The organism is Amycolatopsis sulphurea (assembly GCF_002564045.1).
Taxonomy (GTDB): domain Bacteria; phylum Actinomycetota; class Actinomycetes; order Mycobacteriales; family Pseudonocardiaceae; genus Amycolatopsis; species Amycolatopsis sulphurea.
The window spans coordinates 176,475-190,174 of record NZ_PDJK01000002.1 but is presented as its reverse complement, the minus strand read 5'-3'; the positions used below and the strand labels follow the sequence as shown (position 1 = coordinate 190,174).

Sequence of the window (13,700 nt, the reverse complement as noted above, 5' to 3'; positions counted from 1 at the left end):
GCCGGATGAGCGCGTTCACTCTGGCGGACCGTTACCAGCGCGAGACGGGCACGGTCTACCTGACCGGGGTGCAGGCGCTGGTCCGGATGGTGCTGGACCGGATCCGCCACGACCGGCGCGGCGGGGGCGATCCGGCCGCGTTCGTGTCCGGCTACGAGGGTTCCCCGCTCGCCGGGTTCGATCTGGAACTGGCCCGGCACGCCAAGCTGCTCGGCGAACACGCGATCGTGCACCAGCCGGGCGTGAACGAGGAACTGGGCGCGACCGCGGTGATGGGCAGCCAGCTCGCCGCCCGTGCCGGGACGCTGCGCCCGGACGGGGTGACCGGCTTCTGGTACGGCAAGGCACCCGGCCTCGACCGGGCGACCGACGCGCTGCGGCACGCGAACCTGGCGGGCACCGACCCGCGGGGCGGCGCGGTCGCGCTGGTCGGCGACGACCCGAACGCGAAGTCCTCGACCGTGCCGTGCGCGTCCGAACACGCGCTCGCCGATCTCGCGATGCCGGTGTTCTTCCCGGCCGATTCACAGGACGTGCTCGACTACGGCAGGCACGCGGTGGAGCTGTCGCGCGCCAGCGGCGTCTGGACCGCGATGAAGATGGTCGCGAACGTCGCCGACGCGGGCGGCACCGCGCTCGTCGATCCCGAGTGGACTGCCCCCGAGCTGCCCGAGGGCGCCTACCGGCACCGGCCGAGCAGCCGGTTGCTCGGCCCTGAGCTGGCCACCCTCGAACACAGCCTGCACCGGGTCCGGCTGCCGCTGGCGCTGGAGTACGTGCGCGCCAGCGGGGTCAACCGGATCGTCGCCTCCGGGCGGGCCGACCGGATCGGCGTGATCGCCTCCGGGAAGTCCTATCTGGACCTGCGGCAGGCGCTGCGGATGCTCGGCCTCGGCGAGGCCGAGCTGGCCCGTTACGGCATCCGGCTGCTCAAGCTCGGCGTGGTGCACCCGGTGGAACCGTCGATCGTGACCGAGTTCGCCCGGGGCCTGGACGAGATCGTGGTGGTGGAGGAGAAACGCGCGCTGGTGGAGCCCGCGGTCAAGGAGATCCTCTACGGCCGTCCGGACGCGCCCCAGGTGCACGGCAAGTCCGGGCCGGACGGGCGGCTGCTGTTCACCGAACTCGGCGAACTCGACCCGGACGGTATCGCGGCCGGCCTGGCCAGGCGGTTCTCCGCGCACGGCGACCTGGAGCCGGTCAGCGCCTGGCGGGCGCGCCGCCGCCGCGAACGCCTCTCCGTCCCGCTGCTTTCGCGCACGCCGTACTTCTGCTCCGGCTGCCCGCACAACTCTTCGACGAAGGTGCCCGACGGCACGGTCGTCGGCGCCGGGATCGGCTGCCACACCATGTCCTTGTTCATGGAACCGGATCAGGTCGGCGACGTCATCGGCCTGACCCAGATGGGCGGCGAGGGCGCGCAGTGGATCGGCATGGCGCCGTTCGTGGAAACCCCGCACCTGACCCAGAACGTCGGTGACGGCACGTTCATGCACTCCGGCAGCCTCGCCGTGCGGGCCGCGGTGGCGGCCGGCGTGGACATCACCTACAAGCTGCTCTACAACTCCGCGGTCGCGATGACCGGCGGGCAGGACGCGGTCGGCGGACTGCCGGTGGAGCAGGTCGCCGCGCTGCTGCTGGTCGAGGGCGCGGCGAAGGTCGTGATCACTTCGGACGCCCCGCGCCGGCTGCGGCGGCGGGCGCTGCCGCGTGGCGTCGAGGTCCGCGACCGGACGGAACTGCTGCGTACGCAAGAGGAACTGGCCAAGGTCAAGGGTGTCACGGTGCTCATCCACGATCAGGAGTGCGCGGCCGAGAAGCGCCGGAAACGCCGTCGTGGCAAGCAGGAGACCCCGGCGAAGAAGGTGTTCGTCAACGAGCGGGTCTGTGAAGGCTGTGGCGACTGCGGTACGAAGTCGAACTGCCTCTCGGTCCAGCCGGTGCAGACCGAATTCGGCCGCAAGACCCAGATCCACCAGGCGTCCTGCAACGTCGACTACTCCTGTCTGCACGGCGACTGCCCGTCGTTCCTGACCGTGGTGCCGACCGGGAAGGTGCGCCGCCGCGACGTCGCACCGCTGGCCGCCGAGGTCCTGCCGGAGCCGGCGCGCGCGGAGGGCGACGCCGCGGTCCGGATCACCGGGATCGGCGGGACCGGTGTGGTCACCGTGGCGCAGATCCTTGCGGTGGCGGCGGTATTGGACGGCAAACGCGTACGCACCCTCGACCAGACCGGGCTCGCCCAGAAGGGCGGCGCGGTGGTGTCCGACGTGAAGATCACCGACGGCGAGGTGGAGCAGGCGGCGAAGCTCGCCGCCGGGGAGTGCGACCTCTACCTCGCCTGTGATCCGCTGGTCGGCGCCGATCCGGCCTACCTCGGCGTGGCCGACGCGGACCACACGGTGGCGGTGGTGTCCACTTCGGAGGTGCCGACCGGCCGGATGGTCGTCGACACCGCGGTGTCCTTCCCGGAGCAGTCGAGCATCCGCGCCGCCCTCGACGACGCGACCGTCTCCCGGCACTACCTCGACGCGCGCGGGCTGGCCGGGCAGCTGTTCGGGGACGACCAGCCGGCCAACCTGCTGCAGCTGGGCGCGGCCTACCAGACCGGGGCGCTGCCGGTGTCCGCGGAAAGCCTGGAGCAGGCCATCACGCTCAACGGCACCGCGGTCGAGATGAACGTGCAGGCCTTCCGCCGCGGCCGCCAGGCGGTCGCCGATCCCGACCGGCTCGCCGCCGACCTCGCACCCGAGGTGCCCGCCGCCCCCGGCCCCTCCGGTGACGCGGTCCGCCGGGTGCGGGCACTCGTGCACTCGGGGCCGGACACCGAACTGGGCCGGGTGCTCGACGTGCGGGTGCCCGACCTGATCGCCTACCAGAACGAGCGCTACGCGCGGGAGTACGCGGAATTCGTCGAGCTGGTGCGCACCCGCGCCGGCGCGGTGGTCGCCGAGGCGGTGGCGCGCAACCTGTACAAGCTGATGGCCTACAAGGACGAGTACGAGGTCGCCCGGCTGTCGCTGGATCCGGCGCTGATCGCCGAGATCGAAGCGGAATTCGGTGTCGGGTCGACGTTCTCCTACCAGTTGCACCCGCCGGTGCTGCGTGCGCTCGGGATGGACCGCAAGCTCAGCCTCGGCAGCCGGAGCTTCCGCCCGGTGCTGCGGGTGCTGCGCTCCGGCCGGGCGCTGCGCGGCACGCCGTTCGACCTGTTCGGCCGGGCGAAGCTCCGGCGGCTCGAACGCGAGCTGATCGGGGAGTACCGCGAAGTCGTGACGCGGGCGCTGGAACTGGCCCCCGGCGAGGAGGAGCGGCTCGCCGAACTGGCCGGGCTGCCGGATCTCGTGCGGGGGTACGAGGAACTCAAGGTCGAGAACGTGGCCGCCTACCGCGGGCGCCAGGCCGAGCTGCTGACCGGGCTGGCCGGGGGCACCGAACCGGCCGAAGCGGTGCGCAGCGCCTGAACCGGCTCCCCACCGTTCACACCAACGGGTGGTTTCCGGCGTCCCTCTTCGCGGGGGCGCCGGGATCCCCCGATCGGCTGGCCCGGTCAGGTCCGGAAATGGCCCGCCGGACGCGATCCTGTGACCAGGAAGTTCGCCGGAAATCCCCTAATCCCCCTAATCGGGGAGAGGGGCGAGTCCCCTAGTGTTCGGGCCTCTCCGCCCGGGCCACCCCCCGATGGCGGGCCCCGATCGTGGGCCTATCTTCGACCGCGAGCCGGCCCGATCGTCGGCTCGTCCGTTTTCTCGGACTCCCCGATCCAGTGGTCAGTACAGGAGAGAACCAACTATGGGCCCGGTGCAGACGCTGCACGATTTCGCACTGAACCTGCTGAACGACCCGCAGTCGGCGGCTGCCTACCAGGCCGACCCGCAGGGCGTGCTGGACAGCGCCGGTCTGGCCGGGGTGAGCCCCGCGGACGTGCAGGACATCATGCCGCTGGTGACCGACCTGGCGCCCGCCGCCGGCTCGGCGCCGTTCGCCGCCGGTGACGTGTCCGGCGTGCTGGACCAGGTCGGCGACGCGGCCGCCCCGCGGATGCAGGAGCTGGCGCAGGAGGCGGGCTCGGCCGCCGGCCCGCTCGACCTGAGCGGCGTGTTCGGCGCGGTCAGCCACCTCGCGGAGGAGACCGGCCTCAACACCCTCACCCACGGCGTGCTCGACGGGGTCTCGCACCTGGTCGACGGCGTCGCGGCCGCGACCAGCGGTGTCCCGATCGTCGGCCCGCTGCTCGACGCGGGTGCGGTCGACCTGCAGAACACCGTCAGCGCGGTGGGCGACCACCTCTTCGACGGCAAGCTCGTGGGCTCGGCCGTCGACGCGGTCACCAACCACCTCGGCGACGCCGCCCTGTGGAAGGCCGCCGTGCACGAGTCCGGTCAGCTGCCGCTCGTCGGCGGCCTGGCCGGCCCGCTGGTCGAGGGCGTCCGCGAGACCGGTTCCGGCCTGCTCGGCTCGGTCAACTCGGCGGTCGGCTCCACCCCGGTGGGCGTGCACACCTACGACCCCGCCCGTGCGGACCTCCCGCAGACCGGCGACCTCCCCGGCGCGGTGTCCGAGACCGTTTCGAATGCCGTGGGCAACCTGCCGGACGCCGTCCTCCAGTCGACGGGTGAGCTGCCCGGCACGCTGACCCACGCTGCGGGCGTCGCCCCGGCGGCAGACGGCACCGTCCCGGTGGGCAACCTGGCCGGCTCGCTGACCGACGCCACGAGCGACATGGCCCCGAGGGGCGACCTGTCCTCGGCTGGTGACCTGACCGGCACGCTGGACCACGCGGTCCCGGCGGCCGACGCCGCCCCGGCGGTTCCGGCGCTGCCCGCGGCCCCGGCCGTCCCGGCGCTGCCCGCCGCCTCGTCCCTGCCGGACGCCGGTTCGCTGACCCACACGATCGAGGGCGCCACCGCGCAGGCCCCGGTCGTGTCGCAGGCGACCGAGCACGTGCTGGCGGCCGCGCACGACACCACCGAGACCGTGACGTCGCACTCGCTCGGCGGCGACCTCGCCGACACGCACACCGCGGGCACCCTGCTCGGCGACGTGCAGACCCACGCCCAGGACCTGGTCCAGGGCCTGGAGACGCACACCGCGGACAGCTCGCTGGATGGTCTTCACCTCGGGCACTGAGCTCAGTGCCGGCCTGCGGGCCCGGACCGCTTCGCCGGTCCGGGCCCGTGGTGTGTCCGGGGAGGGCAGGCGGTGGACTTTCCTGTGCGGTAAGGGCTATTGCGTCTGTCGGGAGCGTATTCTCTTGCCCTGAAACAAATGTCTCGCTCCGTTGTGTGCATGCCCTTACCTGGCAAGCGTTTCCAGGGAGTCTGGCTCTGCCGGGCTCGATCGCGGTTTCTCCGGCTGCTGCGTGGGGTCTGTGATGATCCAGCACTCCGGCAGGTGTGTGATCAGGGTGTCGGCAAAGTCGGTGTGAGGGGCCCTGCGCCGACCGTGGAGGTCCGTGAAGGGGCCCTTCACGGACTCTGAGTCTGTGAAGGGCCCCTTCACGGACCCGGGACAGGTCTGGCGCACAGTGCGAGGTGGTCGCGCGTCTCAAACGCCTCCGCTTCGCCTGCTGCCGGGCGCAATCGACGAAGATGGCAGGTGTCGTCGATGATGACGGGGCAGCCACGGTTCTCTCTGCTGATCACAGGTCCTCGACCAACTTTGCTGGGGCTCTGGGTGTGTGATCGGCGGCAGACTTGTTCCGTGGCAATGGTTTCCGCTCCCAGCCGGCGTGTGCCGAGTCGAATTTCGGTCGACCGTAGTCACCCTCTCCGCAGTGAACAGTCCTTACCCTGCAAGGACTGTTCCCCAAGATCGGCTCCGTCGCGCTCGGCTGCGGCTTCGTCCGGCTATCGCCATGCGTCAGGCTGTCGCGATTACCCAGCACTCCAGCAGGCGCGCAATCGACCCCAAACCCGTTCCGCGACAACGGTTCCCCGGCCACGCGGGACAAATCCCGGCTGTAACCACCCCTACCGCCGGACCACCGAAACCAGCACTGGCTCCGGCGCCCCGCACCCCGGCGGCAGGTCCCGGTTGACCTCCGCCAGTCTGCCCGCCACCGTCTGGCAGGGGGCGCAGCCGGTCACGTGCCGGGTGAGCGTCGCGGCACGCCGGTCGGGCAGGCCGCCGCGCAGCCAGGCGCCCATCCGGCGGCGGATTTCCTGGCATTGCGGCAATTCCGCTTCCGGGACCTGCACCTGCAGGTACGCCTGCCGCAGGCCTTCGCGGGCGCGGCGGGCCAGCACGGTGACCCCGTTCGGCGAGACGCCCAGCAGCGGCGCCACTTCCGACGGGCTGTCGCCTTCCGCGGTGGTGCGCCACAGGACCGTCCGCCAGCGGCCGGGCAAAGTCTGGTAGGCCGACCACATCAGGTGGTCCACCGAACGCGTGACCACGACGTCCTCGATGCCCTGCTCCGCGGTGGCCATGTCCGGTACCGTCGCGTACAGGTCCACCCGGCGGTCGTTCTTGGCCCATCGGGCAAGCAGATTCCGCATGGTCGCGACGAGGTAGGCGGACGCGTTCGCCTCCGGGCCGCCGCCGGCCGCGACCGTGCTCAGCACCCGGGCGAACGCCTCGGCGACCAGATCCTCCCGCTCGGCGGGCTGGCGCACCCAGCCGCCCGCGATCCCGCGCAGCATCGTCACGTGCCGCCGGAACAGCTCCCCGCACGCCTGATGATCGCCCGCCCGCACCGCGCCGAGCAGCTCCGCGTCGGTCCGGGCCGCGTAGCCCTCGGTATCCGTGGCCGCGTTTCCGTTCACGGGGTGACCTCCTGCCCGGCCAGCCTACGGTTCGTCACGAGTTCCGCACTGAAAGTAAGCGGTACAGCAGTGTACTCGATATCCGGTGCGGGTTGTGTGAACCAATCGCCGCCCGAAGGTGTCGCAGGTGAACGGTTGTCACGGCCAGGTCGAGTGCCCGCCCCGGCGTTTCCGCACGAGCTTCCCGGTGCCCGGAGGGAATCCGTGCTTGGCGAGGCGGACCTCGGCGAACTCGTCCGCGCTGGTCAGGGTGAGGAACATGCTCAGCGCAAGGCACATCAGCAGGGCCGCGACCACCACCGTGACCGGCAGCGGGGTCAGCAGGGTGAGCACGAAGAACGCCGCGACCAGCCACGGCAGCGCGATCGCGAAGATCTGGAAAGCCGCTCGCAGCAGCCAGGTTCCCGTGGTCGTGTCGTGCAGCACCCACTCGCGGTAGTCGTCGGGAAGGCGGCCACCGTAGACGTAACGCAGCCAGCGCACCGGTCCAGGGCGGTTCACCTGGGGTGAATACCCGGAACAGGCCCGGTTGTACCCGGCCGGGCCAGGGAAATTCACGACCCGGACCCGCCGCCCGTTTGGTATACCAATTCCATGACTTCGCTGCTCGTCACGGACGTGCGTCCCTGGGGCGGTCCACTCTCCGACCTGGTGCTCGACGGCGCCCGGATCACCCGGGTGTGCCCGGCCGGGGCAGCCCCGGCAATCACCGACCGGATCGACGGTGGCGGCCGGCTCGCCCTCCCGGGATTCGTCAACGCGCACGCCCACGTGGACAAGAGCTGGTGGGGTCATCCGTGGGAGCCTTACGGCGGGATCACGACGACCGAAGGCCGCATCGCGCACGAACGTGCCGAGCGGGACCGGCTCGGCATCCCGAGCGTGCCGGTCGCCGAGGCGGTGCTGCGGGAATTCCTCCGGCACGGCACCACGGCGACGCGCAGCCACGTCGACGTCGACCTGGGGATCGGCCTGCGTGGCATCGAGGCCGCGGACCCGTCTTGACGGCGCCGTCGACGTCGAGATCGTCGCCTTCCCGCAAGACGGGGTGATCCGCAGGCCCGGCGTGCTCCCCCTGCTCGACGCGGCAGTGCGGTCGATCCCGGCCGGATCGGCGGGATCGATCCGGCCGGGATCGACCGCGACCCGGTGGCCCAGCTCGACGCGCTGTTCGACCTCGCCGAGCTGCGGGGCGCCGGGCTCGACATCCACCTGCACGACAGCGGTGAACTCGGCGCGTTCCACTACGAACTGATCGCCGACCGGACCGTCCGAATCGGACTGCAGGGGAAGGTGACCGTGTCGCACGGCTTCGCGCTCGGCGAGGTACTCCCGGCCCGGCAACGGCAGTTGCTCGACCGGATCGAGGAGGCGGGAATCTCCCTCGCCACGGTCGCTCCGGTCCGTTCGGCCCCGCTGCCGTGGCCGGATCTCGCCGCGCGCGCGTCCCGCTCGGCCTCGGCACGGACGGGATCCGCGACCTCTGGTCCCCCCTTCGGCGACGGCGATGTGCTCCGCATCGCCCTCGGCTTCGCCCGGCTGCACGGCCTGCGCACCGACGAGGACCTGACCACCGCCGTACGGCTCGCCACCATGCAGGCCGCCCCGTTCGTGGACCGCGCGAAACACGATCTCGCGCCCGGCTGCCGTGCCGACATCGTGCTGCTCGATGCGGAGAACGTGCCCGACGCGCTGGTCCGCGTGCTGCGCCGGGCTTGGGTGGTGGCCGGTGGCCGCGTGGTCGTGCGCGAGGGGGAGCTGCTGATCTGAGCGCTGCGGCGGCAGGGTGCCGGCAAAGTTGGTGTGGAGGGACCTGCGCGGACGGCGGAGGTCCGTGAAGGTCCGTCAAGGGGCCTTTCACGGACTCTGAGTCTGTGAAGGGCCCCTTCACAGACTTCGGGACAGGTCCGGCGCACGCCACGGTTCTCTCTGCTGATCACGGGTTCTCGATCAACTTTGCCGGGCCCCTGGCTGCGGCGGGGTGAGGGTGGGGTAGGTCTCCGGTAGCCGCCCACCGGACACGGCGAAGCGCGCGAGACCCTATCCTGACATCTGTGAACTGGACAGTGGATGTTCCCGTCGACACGCTTCCCGAACTTCCGCCGTTGCCGCCGGAGCTGCGTGCGCGGCTCGACACGGCGTTGGCGCTGCCGGCCGCGCAGCAGCCCGAGTGGCCGGACGCCGAGCTGGCCAAGCGGGTCCGTTCGGTGCTGGAGAGCGTGCCGCCGATCACCGTGCCCGCCGAGATCGACCGGTTGCAGGACCGGCTGGCGATGGTCGCCCGCGGTGAGGCGTTCCTGCTGCAGGGCGGCGACTGCGCGGAGACGTTCGAGTCCAACACCGAACCGCACATCCGGGCGAACCTGCGCACCCTGCTGCAGATGGCGGTGGTGCTGACCTACGGGGCGAGCCTGCCGGTGGTCAAGGTCGGCCGGATCGCCGGGCAGTACGCGAAACCGCGCTCGGCCGCCACCGACGCGCTCGGCCTGCCGGTCTATCGCGGGGACATCATCAACTCGCTGGTGGCCAAGCCGGAGCTGCGGGTGCCGGACCCAGGCCGGATGATCCGCGCGTATGCGAACGCGGGCGCGGCGATGAACCTGGTCCGCGCGCTGACCGGCGCCGGGATGGCCGATCTGCACCAGGTGCACGACTGGAACAAGGATTTCGTGACCTCCTCCCCGGCCGGGGAGCGGTACGAGGCGCTGGCCGGCGAGATCGACCGCGGCCTGCGGTTCATGAACGCCTGCGGGGTCACCGACACCTCGCTGCACTCCACGGAGATCTTCGCCAGCCACGAGGCGCTGCTGCTGGACTACGAGCGCGCGATGCTGCGGATGGACAACGCCGACGCGGCGAATCCCAAGCTGTACAACCTTTCCTCGCACTTTCTGTGGGTCGGCGAGCGCACCCGCCAGCTCGACGGCGCGCACATCGCGTTCGCCGAGCTGCTGAGCAACCCGATCGGGCTCAAGATCGGCCCCACCACTAGGCCCGAGCAGGCGCTGGAGTACGTGGAACGGCTCGACCCGCGCGGCGAACCGGGCCGGCTGACGCTGATCTCCCGGATGGGCAACGGCAAGGTCCGCGACGTGCTCCCGGCGATCGTGGAGAAGGTCGAGGCCTCCGGGCACAAGGTCATCTGGCAGTGCGACCCGATGCACGGCAACACCCACGAGGCCTCCACCGGCTACAAGACCCGCCACTTCGACCGGATCGTCGACGAGGTGCAGGGCTTTTTCGAGGTGCACCACCAGCTCGGCAGCTATCCCGGCGGGATCCACGTCGAACTCACCGGCGAGGACGTCACCGAATGCCTCGGCGGGGCACAGGAGATCTCCGACGTGGACCTCGCGGGCCGCTACGAGACCGCCTGCGACCCGCGGCTCAACACCCAGCAATCCCTCGAACTGGCCTTCCTCGTCGCGGAGATGCTGCGCGGCTGAGCGATCACCCGGTGTGCACCAGTTCCGCCGCGGACTTGGCCACCGCGTCCCGCAGCGCGCCGAGGTCCGGGACCGCGTCCGCGTTCGCCTGAAGTCCTATGTGGACGGTGTCCCGGTACGGTGCGACCGCGATGCCGACCGCCTGCCGCGGGGCCAGCGGCACGAACGGGTGGACGTGGGCCAGCGGGGCGCCATCGAGGGTGAGGCGGGGCGCGGGCACGGGTACGCTCGTTATCACGAGGTCGAAGAGCAGGGGCGCAGCCATTCCGGCGGTGCGGGTGCCCAGGCGATGCAGCAGGGTGGGCACCCGTTCGGCCAGGAGCGGGAACGCTCCGGCGCCGCGGCGCGGACCGGCCGCCTTGTTGCGGGCCATCGCCGTGCGGACCCGGTGCAGCCGGCGTACCGGGTCGTCCAGGCCCACCGGAAGTTCGCACAGGTACCCGGACAGCTTGTTGCCGCCCGTCTGCTCCGCGGCGCGCCCGCGCACGCTGACCGGGACCAGCGCCCGCAGGGTCCGGTCGTCGGCGCGGACGCCGCGGTTGAGCAACCACGTGCGCAGCGCTCCGGACAGGATGGCGAGCACCACGTCGTGGGTGGTGCCGCCGTGCGCACGGCGGATGCCGCGCAGGTCGGTGAGCGGCAGCTGAGCGAACCCGAGCCTGCGCCCCGCGGTGGCGGGCGCGATCACCGGCGACTGCGGTGGCCGCGCGGCCCGGACCACGGACGAGGCGATGGTGGCCGTCTCCAGCGTGTGGCGGAGGGCCTCGAGAGGCGAGCGGGGGCGGGGCGGGCGGGGGAGGGGCTGGGCCGGTTTCGGGGTGTCGCGGCGGTGGTCGTGTGGTGGGGATTGGTGCGGGGTGGGGTGGTTGGTGGCGGGTTCTGGGGTGTGGTGGTGGGTGTCGTGCGGTGGGCGCGAGCGCGGTGTGGGGCAGTGGCTGGTGGCGGGCTCCGGGGTGGCGTGACGTGCGTCGTCCGGTGGGTTCGGGGTGAGGTGGTTGCTGGCGGGTTCTGGGGTGGCGTGATGGGTGTCGTGTGGTGGGTTCGGGTGCGCGGTGGTGCTCTTGGTGGGTTTCGGGGTGCTGTGGAGTGCGTCGTGTGGCGGGCGCAGTCGTGGCGTGGAGTGGCCGGTCGTGGGTTCCGGGGTGCTGCTGAGGGCGCCATGCGGTGGAGGCGGATGGGGCGTGGGGAGGTGGTTCTTGCGAGGTTCTGGGATGTCGAGTGGTGTGGCTGGCGCGGGGTGGTCGGTACCAGGTTCGGGGGCGCTGTGGGGTGCGTTGGCCGGTGGGCGCGCGGTGGGGTGGCGCCTGCCGGGCTCGGGAGTGTCGCGGCGTGCGTCGAATGGTGGATTCGGGTGCGGGATCGGGTGATTTTCGGTGGGTTCGGGGATGGTGCGGTGAGTGTTGAGCGGCGCGCACTGCTGTGCGGTCAGGTGGCCGTCGCCGGGTTCAGAGGTGGTGCGGCGTGCGCCGGGCGGTGGGCTCGGGATCTGGTGGCTCTTGTCAGGCTCAGGAGCACCGCGGCGCACGCCGAGCGCCGGGCTCGGATGCGAGGCGGAGTGGTCGCCGCCGGATTCGGAAGTCTCGCGGAGCACGTCGAACGACGAACTCGGGCGCGAAATGGGGTGATTCCTGCCGGATTCCGCACCCTTGTGGCGGTCGCCCTGTGGGGAACGCGGTGCGCGGCGGCGGGCGGCGGAGTGGTTCTCGTCGAGCAGTCCGACGCCGATCGCGTAGGCGCCCGCGCCGTCGGTGAGGGCGTGGTGCAGTTTGAGCAGCACGGCGAAACCGTTTCCCGGCAGGCCGGTCGCCACCGTCAGGCTCCACAGTGGACGGTCTGGGTCGAGGGGTTCGGCAATCCACCGGGAGGCGAACTCCGGCAGCGGGTCGGGTTCGTACAGCGTGCTCAGCCGGTGGTGGTCGACGTGGCGCGCGGCCGAGAAATCCGGGTCGTCCACCCAGGCCGCGGCGCCCGGCGGGAACAGGGTGCTCCGGGTTTTCCTTCGCAGCTCGGGGATTTTCGCCGCGCGCCGGGTGAGCAGGGTGACCAGCCGGTCCGGATCGGCCGGCTCGGCGGGAGCGAACGTGAGCACGGCACCCAGGTGCATGGGCGCGGTTTCGCTGCCCAGGCACAGGAATGCGACGTCGAGCGAGCTGAGCGGCGTGGCCGTCATGAGTCCTCCTGCGGCGGGAAACGGCAGAAGGCCCACGACACCACCCGGACATGACGGGACGATGGTCGGCATGTTTCGCGGGTGCTAACTGCCCGTCGGTTCACTCCCCTGGGGCAGCAGCCCGCGGAGTGCGCTGCGGTAGTTGTCGCGGTGCCAGCCCGAAACTCCCTGCCGAGCCCGCGATCTGGCGCATCGCGACCCCGTTTCCCGGACGTCGCGGCAGTCCCGGCCACAGCTCGCCGGCCTCGTTCGCGGCGGCACGGATGCGGGCGCCGTCGAACCCGTTGTGCGTCTCCGGGATCCCCCGTTCGAGCCATTGCACGATGATCTCCATCTGCCCGTCGGACGGCAGCGGCCACACGAAAATCCGGTGCTCCTGGTGGAACTGGGTGCCGCCACCACCCTGCACCCGCAGCACCGGCTCGTCCGGCTGCCCCGCGGTGGGCACCGAGATGCTCTCCGAACTGGCCCGGCTGCCATCCGGGAACGACACCCCGACCAGCAGCGAACGGTAATCCGGCACCCGCCGGTGCGCGATCGGCGGTCCGCCCTCCATGGCGTCGCGCGAGTACACGCCGAGCACCAGTGTCATCGCCTCCGGCCACACCTCCACCGCCCGCAACGCCACGATGGCGCGCTCGGCCCGCCCCAGCGGCATCGCCCACGGCAGCAACGCCGGCACGATGTGGTCACTCGGCGGCCCGATCCACGGCCGCTCCTCGTACCCGAACAACTCCTGCTCCCGCACCGGAAACAGCGGACGCTCGCGAGAACCGTCACCGAAGAAGCTCATCGGCGGCCGTGCCGGGGGAGAGCATCTGACACGGCCAAGTGCCGCAGGCCGACTTCACCACACCCGAACTCTCCCAGCGGCCTGCGGAGGCGGGCCGCCGCCGTCCCGCACCGGACCCCGCGGGCCGTGAAGGGGCCCTCCACAGACTCAGAGTCCGTGAAGGGCCCCTTCACGGACTTCGCCAGGGCATACCGAGCGGGGCCAGGCGCAGGAGGTTCCTGGGGCACAAGAGGCCCGTTCGTCACCGGCGGTCCCTTCGCCGCACCATCGCCGGACGCTGGGATACCGAGGGTCGCAAAAGCATCACTTACCGTAGCGGTTGCTGTGGTCCCTGTCGCGGCAGCCCCGCACGGCGCGGGAGTCGCCAGAGCCCCGCCCGTCCCAGGGTGCCGGGGCGGCGCCTGGGCGGGCAGGTACAGGCCCTTCGGGGTCACCATGCGGCTACGGTACCCAGACATCCCCGAAGGTCGCGATGCTTTCCCGAGGCTCGGCCGGGTGTCATCACGCCGGGTCACCGCGGCGGG

Annotated in this window: 8 protein-coding genes and 2 pseudogenes; 5 read left to right on the top strand and 5 right to left on the bottom strand. The window is 71.6% G+C overall.

The window, feature by feature from the left end:
• Positions 1–5: 5 nt before the first annotated feature.
• Together ATK36_RS06925 and ATK36_RS06920 are read left to right on the top strand one after the other, a co-directional pair.
• Complete coding sequence (locus ATK36_RS06925; RefSeq protein ID WP_098510511.1) at positions 6–3,464, top strand: indolepyruvate ferredoxin oxidoreductase family protein; 3,459 nt, start codon at positions 6–8, stop codon at positions 3,462–3,464.
• A gap of 328 nt (positions 3,465–3,792) precedes the next feature.
• Entirely contained in the window at positions 3,793–5,130 is a 1,338-nt protein-coding gene (locus ATK36_RS06920; protein WP_098510510.1) for an IniB N-terminal domain-containing protein, read from the top strand.
• A gap of 842 nt (positions 5,131–5,972) precedes the next feature.
• Here the strand turns inward: ATK36_RS06920 and ATK36_RS06910 are convergent.
• Positions 5,973–6,767 (bottom strand): sigma-70 family RNA polymerase sigma factor, encoded by a 795-nt coding sequence (locus ATK36_RS06910; RefSeq protein WP_245914461.1) that lies wholly within the window; start codon positions 6,765–6,767, stop codon positions 5,973–5,975.
• Between the two features lie 138 nt (positions 6,768–6,905).
• Positions 6,906–7,268, bottom strand: a complete 363-nt coding sequence (locus ATK36_RS06905) for a DUF5313 family protein (RefSeq protein ID WP_098510508.1) — start codon at positions 7,266–7,268, stop codon at positions 6,906–6,908.
• A 93-nt stretch (positions 7,269–7,361) separates the two neighbouring features.
• Between ATK36_RS06905 and ATK36_RS32805 the strand changes: the two genes are divergently transcribed.
• The 3 genes from ATK36_RS32805 (at position 7,362) to ATK36_RS06895 (ending at position 10,213) form a co-directional block, all read left to right on the top strand.
• Positions 7,362–7,772: an amidohydrolase family protein gene (locus ATK36_RS32805; RefSeq protein ID WP_211291825.1), complete on the top strand. Its 411-nt coding sequence runs from the start codon at positions 7,362–7,364 to the stop codon at positions 7,770–7,772.
• Positions 7,773–7,916: 144 nt separating this feature from the next.
• Positions 7,917–8,537 carry an amidohydrolase family protein gene (locus tag ATK36_RS32800; protein WP_211291824.1) on the top strand — a complete coding sequence of 207 codons (621 nt, stop codon included), beginning with the start codon at positions 7,917–7,919 and terminating at the stop codon, positions 8,535–8,537.
• 284 nt (positions 8,538–8,821) lie between these two features.
• Complete coding sequence (locus ATK36_RS06895) at positions 8,822–10,213, top strand: class II 3-deoxy-7-phosphoheptulonate synthase (protein ID WP_170069651.1); 1,392 nt, start codon at positions 8,822–8,824, stop codon at positions 10,211–10,213.
• A gap of 4 nt (positions 10,214–10,217) precedes the next feature.
• Here ATK36_RS06895 and ATK36_RS34615 read toward each other — a convergent pair.
• The 3 genes and pseudogenes from ATK36_RS34615 to ATK36_RS06880 form a co-directional block, all read right to left on the bottom strand.
• A pseudogene (locus ATK36_RS34615) lies at positions 10,218–11,021 on the bottom strand (WS/DGAT domain-containing protein); the annotation flags it as partial.
• A 747-nt stretch (positions 11,022–11,768) separates the two neighbouring features.
• Positions 11,769–12,383, bottom strand: a pseudogene (locus ATK36_RS06885) (wax ester/triacylglycerol synthase domain-containing protein); the annotation flags it as partial.
• A 100-nt stretch (positions 12,384–12,483) separates the two neighbouring features.
• Positions 12,484–13,176 (bottom strand): hypothetical protein, encoded by a 693-nt coding sequence (locus tag ATK36_RS06880; protein ID WP_098510507.1) that lies wholly within the window; start codon positions 13,174–13,176, stop codon positions 12,484–12,486.
• Positions 13,177–13,700 lie beyond the last annotated feature (524 nt).

Coding starts and splice junctions, on each gene's coding strand:
- ATK36_RS06925 (WP_098510511.1), top strand. CDS start 6: ATGAGCGCGTTCACTCTGGCGGACCGTTACCAGCGCGAGACGGGCACG.
- ATK36_RS06920 (WP_098510510.1), top strand. CDS start 3,793: ATGGGCCCGGTGCAGACGCTGCACGATTTCGCACTGAACCTGCTGAAC.
- ATK36_RS32805 (WP_211291825.1), top strand. CDS start 7,362: ATGACTTCGCTGCTCGTCACGGACGTGCGTCCCTGGGGCGGTCCACTC.
- ATK36_RS06880 (WP_098510507.1), bottom strand. CDS start 13,176: ATGAGCTTCTTCGGTGACGGTTCTCGCGAGCGTCCGCTGTTTCCGGTG.